Below are 21,337 nucleotides of genomic sequence, written 5' to 3'. Positions count from 1 at the left end.
CGCGTTCGGCCGGGGGAAACCCCAGGTCAGACGGGCAACGGGACGTGGCGCAGCTTGGTAGCGCACTTGACTGGGGGTCAAGGGGTCGCAGGTTCAAATCCTGTCGTCCCGACTGGAGACAGTCGCAGGTCAGGGCCGGTTTCGGAGGCATCCGAAACCGGCCCTTGATCATTCTTGCGGACCAGATGGGGACCGGCGCCCTTGACCGAGGCCAGCGGGTCACGGCGATCGGGCTCGGCAGTGAGCGTGGTGCGCGTAGCACGCTCAGGTGTGCGGAGAGTGCCGCCCCAGCGGCCGTGATCTTGTGTACGTCGGGGTGCGGGGCAGGTCAGTCCGGTGTGCGGAGGCCGTGGCGGCGCAGGTGTTCGTAGCCGAGCTTGGTGACCACGTCGTCCCCGTGTGTAGCAGGCTGAGGCGCCGCGATTCCGAACACCCTGGACCGCGAGATCCGTCACGACCTGCACGTTGACCCGGTGGCGCCGATGCTCGGAACTCACTTTCAACCCTGGCGGATCGAGCCTGGCGCGATGACGCTGAGCGGCAGATCGACCTGCTCCTGGGTGTCGGTATACGTCGCGCAGAAGGTGCCCGAAGAGCGTCGGCCGGAACCGACCTTGGCCGGTTGTCCGCGCGTCGGTGCGCTCTCCCTACGGTAACCGGATTCTATTCTCAAGGGTGTGTAAAACCCCATATGCGGGGCGCGGCTGCTTATAGGCGGGCAATTGAATTGGAAATGAAAGTGCTTGACGGGGTGTGGAGCCTTCCTGTTAGCATGATCTTTATTGATGCTGGGTGGCCACTCGTTGCAAAGGTCGCAGTCTTCGATGTGCATTCGATGGTGAAGGGGTGGACCGGATGGAATTGTCTCGTCCCGGCACGTCACGCATGGGCCGGTCGATGAGAGCCCCATCGTCACCTCCATCCGGTAGTTAAACCCTTTCGCAGATCGCACGCTCCTCCTGTACGACGCTCCGCGCACGTGTGCGCCGGAGAAGGTCGACGTTCATTCAGTCGGGCAAGAGCACAGCTCGTGGGCGCTTATCGGCCACGGAAATGAACCCGCCAGAGAAAGGTGCCTGTCATATTCGGGTTACGTGAGCACTCAACGCCATTGACGGAATCAGCAGACCTCATGGTGACCGGCGGCAGGGAATCCGAAGACATTTCCTTACGCACTGTCGAGGTCGCCGGCGACAAATCCGTGACGCACCGGGCGGTGATGTCGGCTCTCCTGCCCGGCGCCCCCTCCGTACTGTCCGTGCGAAACGCTAATTCCGGTGGTGCGGTGCGTGCGTTGTTACCCGCCCTGCACGCGCTGGGCATCCGGATCGAGGCGGTGGACGGCACCTACACCGTGACCCGCGGCGTTCCACCCGTCCCCCAGGGCATACGCCCGCACCCGACCGTGACTCGGTGGCCGGACGCACCGTACCTCCAGACGGAGGGCTCCAGCGCGGCCGCCCGGCTCCTCATAGGGACGCTCGCCGGCCTCGGGACCAGCGCCGTGGTGGACGGGGACGACGTGCTGCGGCATCGGCCCATGGAGTGGGTGGTCGAGCCCCTCGTCGAACTCGGTGCCGAGATCGACTACTTGGGGGAACCGGGCCGGCTCCCCGTGTTGCTGCGCGGCGGCGTCCGCCGGCCGGGCACCGTCCGGCTGACGGTCGGCAGCGCGCAGGCGCGCTCCGCCGTCCTGCTCGCGGCGGCGGCCGCCCGTCTCCCCGTCACCGTGGCGCATCCGGTCCGGTCCCGGGACCATACCGAGCGCATGCTCGCCGCCTTCGGCGCCGCTCTGACGGAGGAGGCGGGCCACGTCGCCTACACGGGCAGCCCGTACACCGTCGCGCCCGTCATCGACGTGCCCGCCGACCCCTCCCTGGCGGCGTACCCGGCCGCCGCGCACCTGTTCCACGGCGTCGGAGAACTCCGTGTCCCCGGCGTCTGCCTCAATCCCACCCGCCTCGGATTCTTCGAAGTCCTGCGCCGCGCGGGCGCGGACATCACTTATCACGACCCCGCCACGGGATCGAGCGGCGAGCCGGTCGGCACCGTGGTCGTGCGGGGCGGGCTCGGGCAGGTCGGCTCTGTACGGGTGGACGAGCCCGAGCTGCTGCACGCGCTCATCGACGAGGTTCCCCTGCTGGCCGCGGTCGCCGCGAGCCTGCCCGGCACCTCGTGGATCGGCTGTGCCGAGGAGCTGAGGTTCAAGGAGACGGACCGGCTGACGACGACGGCCCGCATGATCGAGGCCTTCGGCGGCAGCGCCGAGGTGCGAGGCGACGGCCTCGTCGTCCGCGGCGGCACACCCCTGCGGGCGGGCCGGGTGGCCGCCTTCGAGGACCACCGCATCGCCATGGCGGCCGCGACGCTGGCATCGGCTCTCCCCGGGCGCACCACGATCGTTGGTGGCGCCTGCTATCGCACATCCTTCCCCGAATTCGCCGAGGTGCAGCGCGCCGTGGGCGTCAGGATTGTCGAGGCTGCGAACGATGACTGACACGATCGAGACCCTGGTGGACGAGGCCACGGAGGCACGCTCCACCGGCACGACCACCGGCCCCCGGTTCAGCACCGGTGACGGGCCCTGGCTCCGTACCGAGGACGGCACCGCCTGGTTCGACGGCACCTCCGGCAGTGGTGCCACCACCCTGGGACACCAGCACCCCCGAGTGATCGCCGCGGTGACCGCGCAGCTCGGCCGGCTCGTCCACACCGGCTGCAAGCTCGGCTCCGACACCCGGACGGAGATGGTGCGCAGGCTCGGCGCGCTGTCCCCGTACACACGGCCCGCCGTGCTCCCGACCGCCACCGGCGCGGAAGCGGTCGAGTCGGCGCTGAAGGTGGCGCGGGCGGCCACCGGGCACCGGGCCGTGGTCGCCTTCCGGTACGGCTACCACGGCAAGACGTCCGGCGCCCTCGCACTGACCTGGCGTGACGGGTTCCGGGCGTACAGTCCGCTGCCCGGTGACACCGTGGTCACCTGCGGGCTGCCGGACCCCCGCCGCAGCGCCGCCGGCGACGCCGAGGGCTTCGCCGCGGAGCTCTCCGCGGCCCTGGACACCGCCGACCGCCACGGCGGCGCCGCCGCGGTCATCCTCGAACCGGTCCAGGTCACCGAAGGCGTACTGGCGGTCGCGCCCGCCGTTCTGGACGAGATCGCACGGCAGGCGCACGCCCGGGGCGCGCTGCTGATCCTCGACGAGATCTACACCGGTCTGGGGCGTGCGGGGAGGATGTTCGCCGCCGAGACTATGACGGAGCGCCCCGACCTCACCCTGATCGGCAAGACGCTCGGAAACGGCTTCCCGGTGGCCGCCGTGGTCGGCGAACGCGAGGTGCTCGACGCCCTGCCCGCCGGGGTTCAGACCTCCACGTTCTCCGGCAATCCGCTGTGCTGCGCCGCCGCCTGCGCGGTCCTGGACGTCATCGTCGGCGAGGACCTGCCGGGACGGGCCCGGGCGCTGGGCGAGCGGATGGCGGCGGATCTCGCGGAACTCGCCGCGCGCCACCCCTGGATGGCCGCGGTCCGCACGGCCGGAGCCCTCGCTGCCTTCGACTGCGCGCCTGACGGCCGGCCCTCAGCGGAACTCGCCCGCGCCGTCCAGCACGCCGCGGCGGAGGAACGCCTGCTCCTGTTCGGCGGGGGCCCCGAGGACGCGACGGTGAAGCTCGTCCCGCCGGCATTGCTCACCGACGACGATTACACCTTCTTCCGTGACGCCCTCGCGGCGGCCCTGACCACCGCGGAGCGGGGAGGCCGGATATGACGTTCCAGCAGCTCTCCAAGGACATCCTCGCCACCGAGCTCTGCACCGCGTGCGGCGCGTGCGAACTCGCCTGTCCCCCGGGGGTCATCGGTTTCGACGGCCTGGAGCCGGTTCTCACCCTCGCCTCCTGGACCGAGGCCGACTGCGGCGGTTGCGGCGACTGCCTCGACGTGTGCCCCGGAGCCGACCCCGCGACGCCGGCGGCCGAGGACAGGCTGTTCGGCCGACGCCGGACCGTGGAGGAGCGGTGGACTGGGATCTTCTCCGAAGTGCTCGCCGGGCACTCCCTCGAACCCGAGGTGTTCGAGGCGTCCGCGAGCGGAGGCAGCCTCACCGCGCTCATGAGGACCGCCATGTCCGTCCTCGACGTGGACGTGGTGCTGTCCATGGGCCGGGATCCCGACGAGCCGTGGCGGGCGGCCCCGCGGCTCGTCCGCGAGCCGTCCGGACTCACGGACACCGCCCAGTCGACGTACCAACTGGCCCCGTACCTCGGCGCACTGCGGGAGGTGATGGAGAAGTCCCCCGAGGACACCGTCGCGCTCACCGGGGTGGCGTGCCACATCCAGGCGATGCGCAAGCTCCAGGCCATGGACACCGAGGCAGGCCGGTGGGCACGCGACCACGTGGTGCTGATGCTCGAACCGGCATGCTCCTCCAGCACCCGCCCCGAAGGAACGCTCGCGGTGATCAGGGAGCGCGCCCGGGTACCGGTCGAGTCGGTGGTGCGGCTGCGGTATCGCGAAGGGGACTACCCCGGCGACATCTCCGTGCGCACCGACGACGGCGAGGACCACCGGGTTCCGTTCTGGCAAGCGGTCCGGGACTTCGCGGGGAGCAAGACGCACCGCTGTCTGTCCTGCGGTGACTGGATGTCGGGACTGGCCGACGTGAGTGTCAGCGACGGAGACCCGAACATCTTCGCCGCGAGCGTGGAAGGCGCCGATCAGCACAAGCACGGCAGGGTGTTCGTCCGTACCGGGGCCGGTGCCGCGGCGGTGGCCGCGGCGAGCGGCCACGGGCTGCTCGCCGTCAGCCCGGTGGAGCTCAAGGGGCTCAACCTCGGGCTGGAGCGCAAGCGCAACCGGCGCGCGACCTACGAACGGTCCGGCACGTGCATACCCCTCGGTCCGGTGCCGGGCCACCGTGAGGAGATCGAGATCATCCCCGACGAGCGGTGGATCGCCGCGCCGGAGACGACGGCCGGGGGCACCTCCGCGGACACCCCCGGGCGAACAGCCGACGGCGCCGAGGAGAGGGAGGGGAGACGATGACATCCGCGCACCACGCGCCGGCCGTGACCGCGCGCCGGCTCGTCGCCGACGGGCAGGCCCTGCCGTCCACCGAGGAGCTCCGCGTCGGCGCCCCCGCCAGGGGCGAGCTGCGGATCCGCGCCGCCTACAGCATGGTCAGCCCCGGTACGGAGCTGCACTACCTGGACCGCTCCGCACGCACCGGTGAACGCTTCCCCCTCGGATACTGCTCCTCCGGGGTGGTGGACGCCGTCGGCCCCGACGCGCCCGGCTTCGCCCAGGGGGACCGCGTCATCGCCATGAGCTGGGGCGAGGCGGTGCACGGCGACGTCATCACCGTGCCCTACCGGCTCTGCAAGCGGGTCCCGGACGGCACGGACCTCGCCGACGCCGTCGTCGCCAACCTCGCCGCGACCGCCGTGCACGCGGTCGACCGGGCCGAACTCTCGGCCGAGGACGAGACGGTGGTCGTCGGAGCGGGGATGGTGGGGCTGCTGGTGGCCCAGGTCGCCGCCGCCCGGGGAAGCCGCACCACCATCACGGACGTACGCCCGGCCCGGTTGCGCGCCGCGGCGGAACTCGGACTGGCCGCCCGTGACGGCGGCGTGCTCACGGAGGACGGCGGCCCTTCTTCCGCCGCCGACCAGTCTCTCGCCGCCGGCCCGTCTCCCGCCGGCGGCCGATGCGTCTTCATGTGCGGCGCCGGGGACGCCAGCGCCACGGTCGCCGACGCCGCGCGGTGGGCGGCACGGGCCTCCGGCCGTCCGCGACTGGTGGGAGTGGGCCGCTTCGCCGCACACATCGACTTCAGCGTCGAACTCGGCAACCTCGACATCCGGTACGCCGCACGCTGCGGCGCCGGCTACCGGGACCCCTCCTACGCGCGCGGACTCACCGACGTCACAGCGCCCCCCGGAGAAGGCACGGTTACCGAGAACCTCGGGCGTGCCCTCGGCCTCGTCAGCTCAGGCCACGTGCGCGCCGACCGCATGGGACTGCCGCGCCTGCCCTTCCAACGGGCCGCGTCCGCCTACACCGAGCTGCGCGAACGTCCTGCCCACCCCACCGTGCTCTTCGCCTACGAGCCGCCCGGAACAGAGGACACATGGTGACCTCCTCACCCGCACAGCACGTCGAGACCGGCCACCGGCCCTTCCCCACGGCGGAAGAGGCCGGGACCCTGGTGCACCGGTTCCTGGAGACGGCCGCCGCCCACGCCGAACGCGAGGCGGTGCTCACCCCGTCCACGCGGTGGACGTACCGGGAAACCGCGGAACTGACAGCCCGCGTCGCCGCGGGCCTCATCGAGGCCGGACTGCGCCCCGGCGACCGCGTGGGGCTGCTTTTCTCCCACGGCGCCGAGATGATCGCGGCGCTGCTGGGCGCTCTGCGCGCCGGCTTGTCGTACGTTCCCCTGGACGCCGCGTATCCCGAACAACGGCTCTCCTACATGGCCGAGGACGCCGGTGTACGCGCGCTGGTGTCGGCGGCCGGGCAGGCGGACCTGGCGGGCCGCCTGGCGGGTCCGGACCGTCCGGTGCTGGCGTACGGGGACCTGCTGGACGCCACACCGGTACACGGCCCGGCGCAGGCGGAAGCCACCCCCGACGGAGAGGCGTACGTCCTGTACACCTCCGGCTCGACCGGGCGCCCCAAGCCGGTCGCGCAGCTGCACCGCAACGTGCTGCACCACACCAGGGCCTGGAGCGACGGGCTGCGCATTGGGCCGCTCGATCGGCTCTCCCTCCAGTCCGCCTACAGCTGGGACTCGGCGGTCCAGGACACCTTCTCCGCGCTGCTCAACGGCGCGGCGCTGTATCCGGTGGACATCAGGGCGCTGGGCATCGCGGGCCTGCTGGAGTGGATGGCCGCCGAACGCATCACCGTCTACCACTCCACGCTGCCGCTGTTCCGGGCGCTGGTGCGCACGATGGAGTCCCGGGGCATCGGGCTGCCCGCGATGCGGATGCTCGCCCTCGGCGGGGACACCCTGCACCTCACCGACCTCGACTCCTACCGGCGGGCCTTCGGCGAACACTGCCATGTCGCCGGAGCCTACGGTTCCACCGAGTGCTCCTGTGCCCTGTTGCGCGTCGAGGACAGCGGATACCAACCGCCCACCGGGGTCTTCCCCCTGGGCACCCCGGTCGCGGAGACCGGCGTCCACCTGGAGGACGACGCCGGCCGCGTCGTCGAAGGACCGGGGGAGGGCGAGATCGTCGTCGTCAGCCGCTACCTCGCCCCCGGCGCCGTCGCGGCAGGACAGCCGTACCGCACCGGCGACCTCGCACGGCGGCTGGACGACGGCACGCTCCTGCTGGTGGGCCGCCGCGACTTCCAGGTGAAGATCTCGGGCATCCGCGTGGAGACCGGTGAGGTGGAGAGCGCGCTGACCCGGCTTCCGCAGGTGCGCGAGGCGGTCGTCATGCCGTTCACCGACGGCCTGGGCGAACGTCAGCTCGCCGCCTACCTGGTGCCGGCCGGGGACGAGCGCCCGGTGACGACCGCGCTGCGCGCCGCGCTGCGCCGTACGCTCCCCGACCATGCCGTCCCCACCGCCTTCGTCCTGCTGGACGCGCTTCCGCTGACGGCCAATCACAAGATCGACCGGGCGGCCCTCCCCGACCCGACGGCCGGTGCCGCGGTCGGCCGGCTTCCGGACGCGCCGGAGGACGCGTCGCCACGCCCCGACGGCGGCCCGGTGGAACAGGCCATCATCGCGGCGTGGCGCGAGGTACTCGCCGTGGAGCGGCCCGGTCTCGACGACAACTTCTTCGACCTCGGTGGCACCTCGCTTCGGATGGCCACCGTCCACGAACACCTCACCCGGACCATCGCGCCAGGTCTGCGCATGACAGAGCTGTACCAGGCACCGACCATCCGGGCCCTGACCCGGCTCCTCACGCCTTCCCAAGCCCCCGGGGCCGGGCTGGGCACCACGGGCGCCCCGGCGGGAACCACCCGCGGCGAGCGTCGGCGCACCGCCCTGCCGTCCCGCCGCGCCGCCCGCGCACACATACGCGACGCGCAGACCGCCTCGTCCCCGGCCGAGGCCCCGAACCCCGCCACAGGAGGCAACCATGGCTGAACGACCGCACGAAGAGCCCTCGTCGGCCGGACGGATCGCCGTCGTCGGCCTGGACTGCAGGGTCCCCGGCGCCCGCGATCACCACGAGTTCTGGCGCAACCTCCTTGCCGGCACCGACCACATCACCGCCCTGGACAGGGAGAGGATGCGCGAGGCGGGAGTGCCCGAGGAACTGCTCAGCGACCCCCGCTACGTACCCAAGGCGGCGGTAGTCGAGGACGCCGACACGTTCGACGCGTCGTTCTTCTTCCTCAGCTCCCGCGAGGCCGAACGGATGGACCCGCAGCTGCGGCTCTTCCTCCAGAGCTCGTGGGCGGCGCTGGAGCACAGCGGGCACGACTCCGAGGTGTACCCGGGCCGTGTCGGGGTGTTCGCCGGTTCGCTGACCAGCACGTACCTGCTGAACAACGTGCTGACCGGGGAGCGGGGCTTCAACGGCTCGCTCCAGCGGATGAGTCAGGACATGGCCACCCTCATGGGGAACGACCCCAACTACCTGACCACCCGCGCCTCCTACCACCTCAAGGTGACCGGGCCGAGCATCGCGGTCCAGACGGCCTGCTCCACCTCGCTGGTCGCCGTTCACGTGGCGGCGCAGAGCCTGCTGGCGCACGAGTGCGACCTCGCGCTGGCCGGCGGTGTCGCCTTGCGCTTCCCGCAGGAGGCCGGATACCTGTACGAGACCGACGGCATCGCCTCCGCGACGGGGACCGTCCGGCCCTTCGACGCCGGAGCGGACGGCACGGTCTTCGGCAACGGCGTCGGCGTCGTCGCCCTCAAGCGGCTGGAGGACGCGCTCGCCGAAGGGGACACCATCTGGGCCGTGCTCGCCGGTTCGGCCGTGGGGAACGACGGCAACGACCGTGCCGGCTACACCGCACCCGGTGTCACCGGGCAGGCGGCCGTGCTCTCCGAGGCCCTCGCCGTCGCCGATGTGAACCCGGCCACCGTCAGCTACCTGGAGGCCCACGGCACCGGTACCAGGATGGGCGACCCGATCGAGCTGACGGCCGCCGCGCAGGCGTACGGCGCCGAGGGCGCCCAGCCGCTCATCCTGGGCTCCGTCAAGGCGAACATCGGGCACCTGTCCTCGGCGGCGGGCGTGATCGGACTGATCAAGTGTGTGCTGATGCTGCGTCACCGCACGCTCGTACCCACCCCGCACTTCCGCGAGTGGAACCCGGAGTGCCCCGTCGAGGGGACCCGGTTCCGTATGGGCACCGAGGTGGAACCGTGGCGGTCGCAGGACGGGCCGCTGCGCTGCGCCATCACCTCCGCCGGCATGGGCGGAACCACCGCGCACGTGGTGCTGGAGGAGGCCCCCGACACCGCCTCGCTCAGCGCGAAGGCGGCCCCGGCCCCGGCCGTCGTGGTGCTGCCCGTCTCGGCCAAGTCGCCGACCGCCCTGGAAGCGGCCCGCACCGCACTCGCCGACCACCTGGAGGCCACGGCCCCGCAGGAGGACAACCCCCTGGGGGACACGGAGCTGGACGACGCCGCCTACACACAGGCGACCGGCCGCCACACCTTCGACTACCGGGCGGTGGTTACCGCGCCCGACCGGGCGACCGCCATCCGCGCACTGCGCACCGCCGACCCCCGCTTCGTGCACCAGGACTCGGGGCACCCCTCCGACCGGCCCGTCACCTTTCTGCTGCCCGGCCAGGGCGCACAGCACCCAGCCATGGGCCAGGGGTGGTACGAGCACCTGCCGGTCTTCCGCGGTGTCCTGGACGAGTGCGCGGAACTGCTGCGGCCGCACCTCGGCCTCGACCTGCGCGACGCGCTCTACCCGGAGCTCCGCGGCCACCGGGGCGAGCGGCACGATCTGAACCGCACCGGGCTGACCCAGCCCGCCCTCTTCGGCGTCGAATACGCCCTCGCCCGGCAGTGGATGGCCTGGGGCATCCACCCCACGGCGCTGATCGGCCACAGTGTCGGCGAGTACGTCGCGGCCACGCTCGCCGGGGTCTTCCGACTGCCGGACGCTCTCCGGGTCATCGCCGCACGCGGCCGGCTCGTCGACGAGCTGCCCGCCGGCGTGATGGCGGCGGTCATGGTGAGCCCGGCGGAACTGGCCCCCTACCTCGGGGCCGGGGTCGACCTCGCCGCCGTCAACGAGCCCGCCGTCTGCACGGTCGCGGGCTCCCGCGAGGCGATCCGCGCGCTCACCGCCAAGCTCACCGCCGACGGCATCGCCCACCGCAAGGTCAGCACCTCCCACGCCTTCCACTCGGCGATGATGGACCCGGCCGTCGAGCCGCTCACGGAGCTGCTGCGCGGCGTGGAACTGAGCCGTCCGCGGATCCCGTTCGTCTCCAACCGCACCGGCGACTGGATCAAGGACGACGAGGCCACCGACCCCGCGTACTGGGGCGGCCACCTGCGCGACACCGTCCGCTTCGCCGACAGCGTCGCCACGGTGCTCGCCGAGGGCGACCAGGTCTTCGTGGAGGTGGGTCCCGGCCAGACCTTGGCCACCTTCACCCGGCGCCACCCCGAGCGGGAGACCGGTGTCCTGGTCGTCACCTCCGCCGCCCGGGGCCGGGACGCCGAGGCCGACCTCATGGCCGTGACCGGGGCCCTCGGACGGCTGTGGGCCGTGGGCCTGACGCCCGACTGGGCGGGCTACTACGCCGGGCGCGGGCGCCGCAAGGCACCGCTGCCCACCTACCCCTTCGAAGCCGTCCGGTACTGGGTCGAGCCCGGTTCGCAGACCCTCGCCGGCGGAGGCGGAGCCCCAGGGCGTGCCGCTGCTCCGGCCGGGAAGCTGCCGCTGGACGAGTGGTTCTCGGCGCCGGTCTGGAAGCCGGCCGTCGGCACGCTCGACGTCGAGGCCCAGTCGTTGGACGAGCCGGTGCTGCTCTTCGCCGACGCCGGAGGCACCGCCACCCGCCTCGCCGCCCACGCCTTCTCTGGCGAGGTGCTCACCGTCACCGCGGGTGAGGCGTACGGAAGGAACGGCGACACCTGGACGGTGCGCTCCGAGTCGGAGGAGGACCACGCCCGGCTGATCGCCGAACTGCTGGCCGAGGACCGGCTGCCCGGCCGCATCGTGCACGCCTGGGCCACGGCCGCGCTGCCGTCCGAGCGGGGCGTCGACCGGTTCGAACAGGCCCAGCGCAACGGTCTCTACAGCCTGATCGCGCTGGTCAAGGCGGTCAGCGCACACGGCGTCACCCGACCGCTGCGCCTCGATCTCGTCAGCGCCGGAACCTACGCCGTCACCCCCTCGGAGCCGGAACCGAACGCCGAACTCGTCTCCCTCGCCGTCGCCGCCCGTGTCATCGGCCAGGAGCACGGCAACATCGGCTGCCGCCACTTCGACCTCCCGGCTGCCCCGGACGAGGCGTCGCTGCGCACGCTCGCCGCCGAGCTCGTCGGCTTCCGCAGGCCCGAGGTCGCCGTCACACTGCGCGGCTCCACCCGCTGGGTGGCCGACATGGAACCGGTACGCGCCGACTGGTCGGCCCAGGCCCGTTCCCGGCTGCGGGACGGCGGCGCGTACCTCATCACCGGCGGCCTCGGCGAGATCGGCTCCACCATCGCGCGCTGGCTGCACCGGGAGTGCGGTGCCCGTCTCGCGCTGCTGACCCGCGAGGCCCTCCCCGCGCGCGAGGACTGGGACGGCTGGCTGGAGCGCCATGGCGAGGACGACGAGACCTCGCTGCGCATCACCCGGCTGCGGGCGCTGGAGGCCGACGGCGCGACACCCTTCCTGGTCAATGCCGACGTGGCCGACGAGCGGGGCCTGCGGGCGGCCGTCGAGCGGGTCGAGGAGCACTTCGGCGCGCTGCACGGTGTCGTGCACGCCGCGGGCCTGCCGAGCGAGCAGTGGGACCGGGCCATCACCTCCGCGAGCGTCGAGCAGTGCCAGTGGCACTTCGTCTCCAAGGCGCACGGGCAGATCGCCCTTGAGCGGGTGCTGGCCGGGCGGGACGTGGACTTCTGCCTGCTGCTGTCGTCGCTCGCCGGCGTGCTCGGCGGGCTGCGGCTGCTGGCGTACGGCGCCGCCAACCACTTCATGGACGCCGCCGCCGCGCGGGCCAACCGCGGCCTGGACCGCACGGTCTGGATCAGCGCGGCGTGGGACGTGTGGCAGCACCACCAGGACGAGAAGCGTGCCATCTCGGCCATCGGCCGGAGCATGGACGACAAGGCGATCCAGCCCGAGGAGGGTCTGGAGGCCATCCGCCGCCTGCTCAGCCTGCGCGACGTATCCCATGTGGCCGTGTCCACCTGGGACATCGGGTACCGGCTCGACCAGTGGGTGCGGGACGAGCGGATCGCCCGACCGACGGAGGCCACCCGGGCGGCCGCGTGGGAGGGCGACGACGGTGCCGGACAGGCCGGTGATCTGAGCGAGCAGGTGACCAGGCTGGTGCGGGACGCGCTAGGCGACGACGACATGCCTCCGGACGGGGACATCTTCGAGTACGGCGGCGACTCGCTGCTCATCGTCCGGCTGCTGTCGAACGTCCGCGAGTTCTTCTCCGCCGAGGTACCGCTGGCCGACGTGCTGGCGAACCCCACACCCGCCGCGCTCGCGGACCTCATCCGGGAACGCCTGGAGGACCGCGGGGACGACGGGGGACCGGCGGTACGGGACGGTGACGGCGTCGACGACCCCGCCGACGAACTGGCCGGTCTCAGCCCGGAGGACATCGAACGGCTGCTTTCCGAAGCGGAAGCAGCCGGGGAACAGGAGCGCTGACCGTGGATTTCAGCCTGATCTTCTTCTCCGGTGACGAGAAGAACAAGTACCGGTTCGTCTTCGACGCCGCCAAATACGCGGACGAGAACGGCTTCACCGCGATCTGGACACCGGAGCGGCACTTCCACCGCTTCGGGGGCCTCTACCCCAACCCCTCCGTGCTGGGCGCGGCGCTGGCGACGGCCACGCAGCGGCTCCAGATCAGGGCGGGCAGCGTCATCCTGCCGCTGCACAGCCCGATCCGGGTGGCGGAGGAGTGGTCGGTGGTCGACAACCTGTCCCGGGGCCGCGCGGGCCTCGCACTGGCCACCGGATTCAGCCCCCTTGACTTCGCCATCAATCCGGCGGGCTGGGAGGACCGCAGGCAGCGCACCTTCGAGGCCGTGGAGACGATCCGCGAGCTGTGGCAGGGAGCGCCCGTCTACGTCCAGGACGGCCTGGGCAACCACGTCGAGGTGGAGCTGCATCCCCAGCCCGTCCAGCCCGAGCTGCCCATCTGGCTCACCTGCTCGAAGAGCCCGGAGACCTTCGAGACGGCGGGCCGTCTCGGCTGCAACGTACTGACCGCCCTCATCGACATGACCAACGAAGAGCTGGAGGAGAAGCTCGACCTGTACTACCGGACCCTGGAGAAGTACGGGCACGACCGCGAGGACGCGACGGTCACGCTGATGCTCCACACCTTCATCGGCACCGACCTGGAGGAGGTGCGCCAGACGGTCTGGCCTCCCTTCAGCAGCTACCTGCGCTCCTTCCTCACCGTCATCGACTCGCAGAAGAAGACCCTCGCGCCGGGCGCGGGCGTCCGGGATATGTCACAGGGCGACCAGGACCAGCTGATCCGGTTCGCCTTCGACAAGTACTTCGAGAAGGGCGCGTTGCTCGGTACCCCCGACTCCTGCGTCTCGGTGGTCGACCGGTTCAAGGGCATGGGAGTGACCGAGATCGCCTGTCTGATCGACTTCGGAGTGGACGAGGAACTGGTCGTCCAGAGCCTTAGCCACCTCGATGAGCTCAGGAGGCGGTACGCGTGAGCGCCGACCTCGCCGCCCGCCTGGCGGCCCTCGGTCCCGAGCAGCGCGCCCGGCTGCTCGCCAGAGCGCGGGAGACCCGGTTCGCCCGGGAGCGGCCGGCCCCCGGCCAACTCCGGCTCTGGGAGGCGCACCACGGCACGGGGGGCCGGCCGGTGGACGTGGTCTGCCAGGCCGTGCACCTCACCGGTGCCCGCGTCGACCTGGACCTGCTCGAAGAGCGGATCGTGGGCTTCGCACGCACCCACGAGGCGCTGCGTACGACGTTCGAGCAGACCGGCACGGAGGGCCCCCGGCCCGTCGTCCACGCCGAACTGCCGCCCCGGGTGTCCCGGGCCCGGTGCGGGAACGAGGAGGAGGCGCACGGGCTCGCCCGGGCCCTGGCCAACGAGCCGTTCGACCTGGCCAACGGGCCGCTGCTGAAGGTCGTCCTCGCCCAGGGCCCCTCCGCCGAGGAGGCGTGGCTGCTGGTCGTCGTCCACAACCTGGTCTTCGACGCCTGGTCCTTCGAACTGCTGCTGGACGAACTCGCCCGGAACCCCGATGAGCGGCCGGCCGCCGCCGTACCGTTCAGCCGGTTCGCCCACGAACAGCGCGCATGGATCGAGAGTGCCCCGGGGCGCGCGGCCGCCGGCTACTGGGCCGGTGAGGTCGCGGACGCACCGCCGCCGCTGCCCACGGACCGCCCGCGGAAGCAGGACACCTCCCGTCCGGGCCGCCATGTGGAGTTTTCGCTGCCCCCCGAGGTCGCCCGGGGTGTCGCCGGCGCCGCCCAGCGGGAGGCGGCCACCGCGTACACGGCGTGGCTCGCCGTCGCCTGGGCCGCCCTGGCCGAGTTCGGCGGCCGCGACGACGTCCTGCTCGGCACCTTCACGGCCGGCCGGAACCGGTCGCAGTACGCCGGTGTCGTCGGCTACCTCCTCAATGTGCTGCCGGTACGCCTGCGGTCGCCCGGAGACGGCACCCACCGCTCCCGCATCCGGGCAGCCCGCGACGCGACCCGGGCCGGCCTGGCCCACGCGGCCTACCCCGGGGAACTGATCGGCACCGCACGCCGGGTGCCGGGCACCCACCCGCTGCTGGACGCCGTCTTCGTCTTCGACAACCTCGGTGAGAGCACCCGGACCGTGCAGGGGGCCCGGGTGACCACCACCGACCTGGACAAGGGCACCGCGCGCTACGACCTGACGCTCGCCGTCTATCCCGGCCCGGACGGGGTGGCGGGCTGGATCGAGTACGACACCGATCTCTACGAGGAGGCGACCGCGCGCCGGCTGGCGGAGCGCTTCGGTGTGCTGGCCGCGGCCATGGCCGAGGAGGGAGCGCAGTGATCACCCCGCGCCTCTGCGCCCCCGCGTACGAACTGGGCGAACACGCCGAGTCCGTGGCCGGTCTGCCGGAACTCCAGGACGCTCCGGAGGACGCCGTCGCGCTGAGGGACTTCGACACCTATCACTGGTCCGAGGTACCCGTCGTCGACCTGATGGCCACCGCCGTGCACCGCACACTGTCGAAGTCCGGGGTGCCCGCCGACCGGATCGACATGGTGTTGCTGGCGACCGAATCCCTGCCGCCCGGCCCGGCCGGACACCGCGAGGTGGCCGAGCTCCTGGAGGCGACCGGTATGGCCGGGGCCACCGTCACCTCGGTGGGGCTGATGGACTGCGCCACGGCCGTGGCCGCCGTGGGAACCGCCGCCTCCCTCGTACGGGACGGCACCGCGCGCAACGTCCTGGTCGTCGGCGGCGACCTGGCGGATCTGTCCACCGGAGGCGAGCGCGTCGTCGCGGGCGGTGCGGCGATCGCCAGCGACGGTGCGGCGGCGGCCCTGCTGTCCGCGACGGCCCCGGGGCTTCCGGTGCTGGCCATGGCCCATCACTCCGCTCCCCGGCTCCTCCGCGCGGACGAGTCGGCGCAACGACAGCTGATGTCCCGTGTCGACGCCTACCGCGAGCTGTTCGCCCGCCTGACCGCCCTGCACCCGGTCTCGCCGCGCCATGTGTCGGTCCTGCCCAGCAACTTCGCGCCCGATGTGATGCGCATGTACCTCTCCGGTGCGGGCTTCGGCGCCGACCGCATCGACCTGGCCAATGTGGCGCGGGTGGCCCACTGCCAGGGCAGCGATCCGCTGATCAGCCTCGCGGACCGCCTCGGCGAGGGCGGCTCCGCCGCCCCGGAAGGGGCCCGTGACGAAGTGCTCATGCTGCTCGGTGCGGGCGTCTCGCACCTGGCGGCGGTCCTCCTGGGCGCGTCACCGCTGCCGCCCGCAGAGGAGGGGTCCAGCTGAACACCCCCCTCAGCGAGGTGCACGGCGTCTCCTCCGGCGCTCTGCGTGCCGCGGCCCGCTCCCTGCCGACCGGAGTCACCGTCGTGACGAGCGGCCGGGGCGACGAGGTCCACGGAATGACGGTGAACTCGTTCGCGACGCTCTCCCTCTCCCCGCCGCTGGTGACCTTCTCCGTACAGGACGGGGCCCGCATCGAGCGGCTCATCGAGAGCTGCGCGGGGTTCGTCGTCAACATCCTCTCCACGAAGCAGGTGGGGCTGGCCCGCTGGTTCGCGTCCCGCGACCGCCCGTGGGGTATCGAGAGCTTCTCCGCGGTCGAGACCGCGGGGAACGCCGCGACCGGCGGTGTGCGCCTCGCGGGCACGGTGGGATGGTTCGTCTGCACGGTGGTGCAGCTCACCAGGGTGGGCGACCACACCCTCGTCATCGGCGCGGTGACCGACTGCGGCGCCGCGATGGGGGAGGCGGAACCCCTGGTCTTCGGAGGAGGCGGTTTCCACGCGCTGGGGTCCCCCGTACCGGAGACAGCAGAGAGAACAGCGAAAGCACAGGACAGGTGACATGAGATTCCGTCAACTCAGGGAAGACGACTACCCGGTGCTCATCGGACGGGTCGACGAGTGGTGGGGGCGGCCCATCGCGTACATGTTGCCGCGCCTCTTCCTGCGCCACTTCCATGCCACGAGCCTCGCGGCGGTCGACGACCACGGCGACGTCGTCGGCTTCCTGGTCGGGATCGTCTCGCCGTCCGAACCCGGCGAGGCCCACACCCATTTCATCGCGGTCTCCCCCGACAGGCGCCGTGACGGTCTGGGCAGGGAGTTGTACGAGGCGTTCTTCGCCCTGGCCCGGGACCGGGGGTGCCGGACCGTCACGGCGGTGGTGTCCCCGGTGAACACCCGTTCCCAGCGATTCCATCTGGCGGTCGGGTTCCTCCCCGTGTCGCTGCCGGACACGAACGACGCGCAGGACCCCACGAGCGGCACCGGACGGGAGCTGCCCGTCTGGCAGGACTGGGACGGTCCCGGCGAGGACCGCATCAGGTTCAGGTACGCCCTGTGAGCCCCGTCGTCGCACCCCACCACCGAACGTGCCGGAGACCATCACGATGAACATCCTGACCAGGGAGAGGGCCGTGCTCGACCAGGCCCTCCCCGGATTCGACAGCCGGCTCGCCGAGCTGGGCACGACCGCGGCCGAGGACCCGGAGTCCGGCGTCATCGAGGCCTTCCGCACGGCGGGCGGAGGCAACCTGCTGATCCCGGCGAAGTCCGGCGGCGGCGGCCTGGACTGTCTGGCGGGTGCACGCGTGCAGCGGGCGATCGGCAGCCGCGCGCCCTCGCTCGCCGTCGCCTCCACCATGCACCACTACAAGGTGGCCTGGCTGGCGCAGATCCTGGACGACCCCGACTCCGAGGTGCTCCGCCGGATCGTCGGTGAGCGGCATCTGGTCGCCTCGTGTGGAGCCGAGGGCCGTTCCGGCAAGCAGCTGTTCGCGCCGGGGATCGAGGTCACGGCGGCCGACGGAGGCGGCCTGCGGGTGTCCGGCGCCAAACGCCCTTGCTCCCTGGTGCGTTCGATGGGCCTGCTGTCGCTGCTGACACCGGGTCCGGACGGCTCCCCGTACGCGGGACAGCTGCTGATCGTGCTGGTTCCCGCTTCCGCCGAGGGGGTCGGGTGGGAGCCGCTGTGGGCCAACGGCGCGCTGCGCGCCGCCGAGACGGACTCCGTCGTCCTGAGCGACGTCCAGGTGCCGGACGACATGATCATCCCGCTGGGGGACCCCACGCGGTCGACCCCCCGGATCAGCTCCATCATGATCTGGTTTCTTCCGCTCATCACCGCCGCGTATCTGGGTATCGCCACCGGCCAGGTCGAGCGGCTGTTCCTGGAGGACCGCGGCTCGGCCGCCGACCGCGTCGCCGCTCTCAGCCCGCTGGAGACGGCGTTCGCCGCTGTGGAGGCGCTCGCCCGCGACGTGGACACGGAGCCGCACGGTGACAATCTGCTCGGCCGGCTGCTCATGGTGCGCTACACGGCGCAGCGCGCCATCGCCGAGGCTACCGACCGGGCGCTGGAGCTCATGGGCGGCATGTCCTTCGTCACCGGTGGGCACGGAGTGGAGATGCTGGCGGCCAGCCGTGCGCTGGCCTTCCACCCACCAGCGGAGGGCGCCATGCGCGAGCGCATGGATTCCTGGCTGAAGGGCGGCGAGCTGCGTCTGACCTGAGTCCGTCTCACCGTGCCCGGCCGACCCTCGGGCCGGCCGGGCCGATCCTCAACGGGAGTCACCCATGTACGCACGACCGGAGTACCGGACCGGCAGCCTCGACGTACAGCTCGACCTGATCGAGCGAGTCCGCTTCGGGCTGGTCACCGTGGTGCTGGACGGGGCACTCAAGGGTGCCCACCTGCCCTTCCTCCTCGACCGGGGCCCCGAGCACGGTCCCCGGGGACGACTGCGCGCGCACCTCGCCACGGCGAACCCCGTGACCGAGGCGCTGCGCCGGGGCGGTGAGGTCATGGTCGCGTTCCTCGGCGCACACGCCTACCTGTCCCCGAACGACTACGCCTCCGGCCCGTACTTCCCGACCTGGGACTACGAGGCGGCCCATGTCTACGGACGCCCCCGGATGCTCGACCGGGAAGGCCAGCTCCAGCTGTTGCGCGACCTGATAGGCCGCCAGGAGTCCGAGCGGCTCCCCGAGGAACCGTGGGCCCTGGAGCGCATGCCGCGGCAGCGCACCGAGGACTTCCTGACGAGGATCTCCGCCTTCGAGCTGCCGATCGACCGCATCGAGGCCATCGGCAAGTTCAGCCAGGAGAAGTCGGCAGCGGACATCCAGGCGCAGATCAGCGCTTTCCGAGCGCGCGGTGAAGGGCTGCCGCAGGAGATGGCGGACCTCATCGAGAGGTACAACCCGGACAAGACGGCGGTGAGCGACGAGCGCCCCTCCTGATCCGGTCCGTTCTCGGTGCGGCGGTCGACTCCCTTGACAGGGGCATGTATTCGCACCATGATCCAAACGCAATCGCGTACAAAGAGCAGGTGGATGCAACGAAATCTGTTGTGTCAGACGCCAGTTACAGCTCAATCCGCACATTGTCGATGGCTGGAGGCACGCCGCATGCTGATCCGTCCGGTGACCGACCACGAGCTTGTCGACGCGTACGGCATCCGTTTCCAGCAGGTGTATCCCGGCGGCGGCGAAGAGCTCGCCCCCTGGGGTTTCGGCCGCGCGGTCGTCGAGCCCGGCGGAGTGACGGACCCGCACGCGCACGAGGAGAACGAGGTCTTCCTCATCCTGGAAGGCACCGCCGAGATGACCATCAACGACGAGCAGCGCCCCGTCGGCCCGAACTCGGCCGTCTTCATTCCGGGTGAGAGCCGCCACCACATCAGGAACACCAGCAGCACCGAGCCGCTGGTCTTCCTGTCGATCTACTGGCCCCAGGAGCAGGGGCGCATCGACCTCTGACACCTCCGAGGAGCAGCACACACCATGGCCACGTTCAGCATTGTCACCGCGGCTCCCCCCACCCCCAACGGGGACCTCCACCTCGGGCACCTCGCGGGCCCCTACTCGGGCGCCGACATCTACGCCCGCGCCTGCCGGCTGCGGGGCGAACGCAGCGTGTACGCCACCGGCTCGGACGTCCACCAGAGCTATGTGCCGGTCAAGGCGCGTTCGATGGGTCGCGAGCCGCTGGAGATGGCGCAGGGGTTCGCGGACGAGATCGCCGCGATCTTCTCCTCAGCCGAATTCACCACGGATTCCTACGTACGCCCCCAGCACTCGCCGCGCCATCGGGACAACGTCCGGGAGTTCGTGCGCGTCCTCCACGAGAACGGCCGCCTGGAGCGGCGTACCGAGGAGTGCCTGTACTGCGAGACCTGCCGGCGCTACCTCTTCGAGGCCCACGTCACGGGCACATGCGACCGGTGCGGAGCGGTCAGCGACGGCAACTCCTGCGAGAACTGCGCCTGGCCCAACGTCTGCACCGACCTGACGGATCCGCACTGCAACGCCTGCGGTGCCACGCCCTCACTCCGCTCCTTCGAACGGCTGGTCTTCCCGCTGAGCCGGTACGCGCCGAGGCTGGCCGAGTACCACGAGAAGACCGTGCTCAGCCCGCAACTCGAAGCGGTCTGCCGGGACATGACGGAAGGAGGCCTGCCGGACATACCGATCAGCCACCCCACCGACTGGGGCATACCCGTACCCGTGGAGGGCTTCGAGGATCAGCGTGTCTACGTCTGGGCCGAGATGGTGCCCGGCTACCTCACCTCGTTCGCCGAGGCACTGGACGCCACGAGTGCCGCGGCCGGGGACTGGCGGCAGGTCTGGAACGACCCCGGTACCGACGTGGTGCAGTTCTTCGGTTTCGACAACGGGTACTTCCACGCCGTGCTGTTCCCCGCCCTCCTCATGGCGTACGACGAGTCGCTCCGGCTGCCGACCGCCCTGCTGACCAACGAGTTCTACGAGCTGGAGGCGGCCAAGTTCTCCACCAGCCGCCGGCACGCGATATGGGCGGTGGATCTGCTCGCCCAGGTCCCCGCCGACGTCGTACGGTTCGTCCTCGCGCTCGACCGCCCCGAGGACCGGCGCACCAACTTCACCTGGGACCGTTTCCGCGCCCTGGCCGACCGGGAACTCGCCGGCACGTGGCAGCCGTGGCTCGACGCCCTCTTCGCCCGGCTGGAGACCCTGGGCTCCGGGCGCGTCCCGGACGCCGCGGGCGCCACGCGCTCCCACCGCCGCTTCCTGACCGAACTGGCCGGTCTCGCCGACCGCGGCGACCGCGCGTACCGGGCCGATGGCTTCTCACCCCGCCTCGCGACCCGCGTCCTGTGCGACATCGTCAGCGGCGCCCGCGACTTCTCCGCCGCCCAGAGCAGGCTGTACGCCTCAAGGCCCGGGTCTCCGGAAGCCGCGGCGGCCCTCGCGGCCGAGGTGGCGGCCGCCCATGTCCTCGCGCAGCTCGCCCATCCCGTCATGCCGGAGTTCGCCGAGCGGCTGTGGCAGGCGCTGGGCTGCCAGGGTACGCCGGTCCGGCGGAGCGCCGAGCTGCTGCCGGCGGGGCAGCGGACGTCGGCCGGGCCGACGTTCTTCACCGCGCTGCCCGCGGACCTGGAGGTGAAGGTGATGGGCTCGTGACCGGACGGCACCCTCGCCGTCCGGTCCGGCCCGCG

The 21,337-nt window shown here is 71.8% G+C and carries 15 protein-coding genes and 1 tRNA gene; all 16 read left to right on the top strand.

Going from position 1 to position 21,337, the window contains the following annotated elements:
* Positions 1 to 38: 38 nt before the first annotated feature.
* The 16 genes from ACFW48_RS33080 (at position 39) to ACFW48_RS33005 (ending at position 21,302) form a co-directional block, all read left to right on the top strand.
* A tRNA-Pro gene (locus ACFW48_RS33080) sits at positions 39 to 112 on the top strand.
* A 960-nt stretch (positions 113 to 1,072) separates the two neighbouring features.
* On the top strand, positions 1,073 to 2,497 hold the full coding sequence (locus tag ACFW48_RS33075; protein ID WP_386321382.1) for a 3-phosphoshikimate 1-carboxyvinyltransferase: 1,425 nt from the start codon (positions 1,073 to 1,075) through the stop codon (positions 2,495 to 2,497).
* Positions 2,490 to 3,767 carry an aspartate aminotransferase family protein gene (locus ACFW48_RS33070; protein WP_386321379.1) on the top strand — a complete coding sequence of 426 codons (1,278 nt, stop codon included), beginning with the start codon at positions 2,490 to 2,492 and terminating at the stop codon, positions 3,765 to 3,767. The genes ACFW48_RS33075 and ACFW48_RS33070 overlap by 8 nt, the downstream gene beginning before the upstream one ends.
* Positions 3,764 to 5,041: a Coenzyme F420 hydrogenase/dehydrogenase, beta subunit C-terminal domain gene (locus ACFW48_RS33065; protein WP_386321376.1), complete on the top strand. Its 1,278-nt coding sequence runs from the start codon at positions 3,764 to 3,766 to the stop codon at positions 5,039 to 5,041. The genes ACFW48_RS33070 and ACFW48_RS33065 overlap by 4 nt, the downstream gene beginning before the upstream one ends.
* Positions 5,038 to 6,132: a hypothetical protein gene (locus ACFW48_RS33060; RefSeq protein WP_386321375.1), complete on the top strand. Its 1,095-nt coding sequence runs from the start codon at positions 5,038 to 5,040 to the stop codon at positions 6,130 to 6,132. The genes ACFW48_RS33065 and ACFW48_RS33060 overlap by 4 nt, the downstream gene beginning before the upstream one ends.
* Positions 6,126 to 8,108 (top strand): non-ribosomal peptide synthetase, encoded by a 1,983-nt coding sequence (locus ACFW48_RS33055; protein WP_386321372.1) that lies wholly within the window; start codon positions 6,126 to 6,128, stop codon positions 8,106 to 8,108. Before ACFW48_RS33060 ends, ACFW48_RS33055 begins: the two co-directional genes overlap by 7 nt.
* Positions 8,101 to 12,822 (top strand): beta-ketoacyl synthase N-terminal-like domain-containing protein, encoded by a 4,722-nt coding sequence (locus ACFW48_RS33050; RefSeq protein WP_386321369.1) that lies wholly within the window; start codon positions 8,101 to 8,103, stop codon positions 12,820 to 12,822. Before ACFW48_RS33055 ends, ACFW48_RS33050 begins: the two co-directional genes overlap by 8 nt.
* Positions 12,823 to 12,824: 2 nt before the next feature.
* The gene (locus ACFW48_RS33045; RefSeq protein ID WP_386321366.1) at positions 12,825 to 13,856 is read left to right on the top strand and encodes a MupA/Atu3671 family FMN-dependent luciferase-like monooxygenase; all 1,032 of its coding nucleotides are present in this window, start codon (positions 12,825 to 12,827) and stop codon (positions 13,854 to 13,856) included.
* Positions 13,853 to 15,184, top strand: coding sequence for a condensation domain-containing protein (locus tag ACFW48_RS33040; RefSeq protein ID WP_386321364.1), 1,332 nt, complete (start codon positions 13,853 to 13,855; stop codon positions 15,182 to 15,184). Before ACFW48_RS33045 ends, ACFW48_RS33040 begins: the two co-directional genes overlap by 4 nt.
* Positions 15,181 to 16,140, top strand: a complete 960-nt coding sequence (locus ACFW48_RS33035; RefSeq protein WP_386321362.1) for an acyl carrier protein — start codon at positions 15,181 to 15,183, stop codon at positions 16,138 to 16,140. Before ACFW48_RS33040 ends, ACFW48_RS33035 begins: the two co-directional genes overlap by 4 nt.
* A 17-nt stretch (positions 16,141 to 16,157) precedes the next feature.
* The gene (locus ACFW48_RS33030; RefSeq protein ID WP_386321360.1) at positions 16,158 to 16,700 is read left to right on the top strand and encodes a flavin reductase family protein; all 543 of its coding nucleotides are present in this window, start codon (positions 16,158 to 16,160) and stop codon (positions 16,698 to 16,700) included.
* Position 16,701: 1 nt separating this feature from the next.
* Positions 16,702 to 17,202: a GNAT family N-acetyltransferase gene (locus tag ACFW48_RS33025; RefSeq protein ID WP_386321358.1), complete on the top strand. Its 501-nt coding sequence runs from the start codon at positions 16,702 to 16,704 to the stop codon at positions 17,200 to 17,202.
* A gap of 28 nt (positions 17,203 to 17,230) precedes the next feature.
* On the top strand, positions 17,231 to 18,370 hold the full coding sequence (locus ACFW48_RS33020) for an acyl-CoA dehydrogenase (protein WP_386321356.1): 1,140 nt from the start codon (positions 17,231 to 17,233) through the stop codon (positions 18,368 to 18,370).
* A 64-nt stretch (positions 18,371 to 18,434) separates the two neighbouring features.
* Positions 18,435 to 19,100, top strand: a complete 666-nt coding sequence (locus ACFW48_RS33015; RefSeq protein ID WP_386321354.1) for an FMN-binding negative transcriptional regulator — start codon at positions 18,435 to 18,437, stop codon at positions 19,098 to 19,100.
* Between the two features lie 168 nt (positions 19,101 to 19,268).
* The gene (locus ACFW48_RS33010) at positions 19,269 to 19,619 is read left to right on the top strand and encodes a cupin domain-containing protein (protein ID WP_386321351.1); all 351 of its coding nucleotides are present in this window, start codon (positions 19,269 to 19,271) and stop codon (positions 19,617 to 19,619) included.
* Positions 19,620 to 19,643: 24 nt separating this feature from the next.
* Positions 19,644 to 21,302, top strand: coding sequence for a methionine--tRNA ligase (locus ACFW48_RS33005; protein WP_386321349.1), 1,659 nt, complete (start codon positions 19,644 to 19,646; stop codon positions 21,300 to 21,302).
* The last annotated feature ends 35 nt before the right edge of the window (positions 21,303 to 21,337 follow it).

The sequence above is a fragment of the Streptomyces sp. NPDC058812 genome, from assembly GCF_042744565.1.
Taxonomy (GTDB): Bacteria; Actinomycetota; Actinomycetes; order Streptomycetales; family Streptomycetaceae; genus Streptomyces; species Streptomyces thinghirensis.
Note: the sequence above shows the minus strand (reverse complement) of the source record. Positions and strands in the feature narration are given on the sequence as shown.

Bases quoted from the DNA above. Each gene is read 5' to 3' on its own strand.
- ACFW48_RS33070 (WP_386321379.1), top strand. From the start codon at position 2,490: ATGACTGACACGATCGAGACCCTGGTGGACGAGGCCACGGAGGCACGC.
- ACFW48_RS33065 (WP_386321376.1), top strand. From the start codon at position 3,764: ATGACGTTCCAGCAGCTCTCCAAGGACATCCTCGCCACCGAGCTCTGC.
- ACFW48_RS33060 (WP_386321375.1), top strand. From the start codon at position 5,038: ATGACATCCGCGCACCACGCGCCGGCCGTGACCGCGCGCCGGCTCGTC.
- ACFW48_RS33055 (WP_386321372.1), top strand. From the start codon at position 6,126: ATGGTGACCTCCTCACCCGCACAGCACGTCGAGACCGGCCACCGGCCC.
- ACFW48_RS33050 (WP_386321369.1), top strand. From the start codon at position 8,101: ATGGCTGAACGACCGCACGAAGAGCCCTCGTCGGCCGGACGGATCGCC.
- ACFW48_RS33025 (WP_386321358.1), top strand. From the start codon at position 16,702: ATGAGATTCCGTCAACTCAGGGAAGACGACTACCCGGTGCTCATCGGA.
- ACFW48_RS33015 (WP_386321354.1), top strand. From the start codon at position 18,435: ATGTACGCACGACCGGAGTACCGGACCGGCAGCCTCGACGTACAGCTC.
- ACFW48_RS33010 (WP_386321351.1), top strand. From the start codon at position 19,269: ATGCTGATCCGTCCGGTGACCGACCACGAGCTTGTCGACGCGTACGGC.
- ACFW48_RS33005 (WP_386321349.1), top strand. From the start codon at position 19,644: ATGGCCACGTTCAGCATTGTCACCGCGGCTCCCCCCACCCCCAACGGG.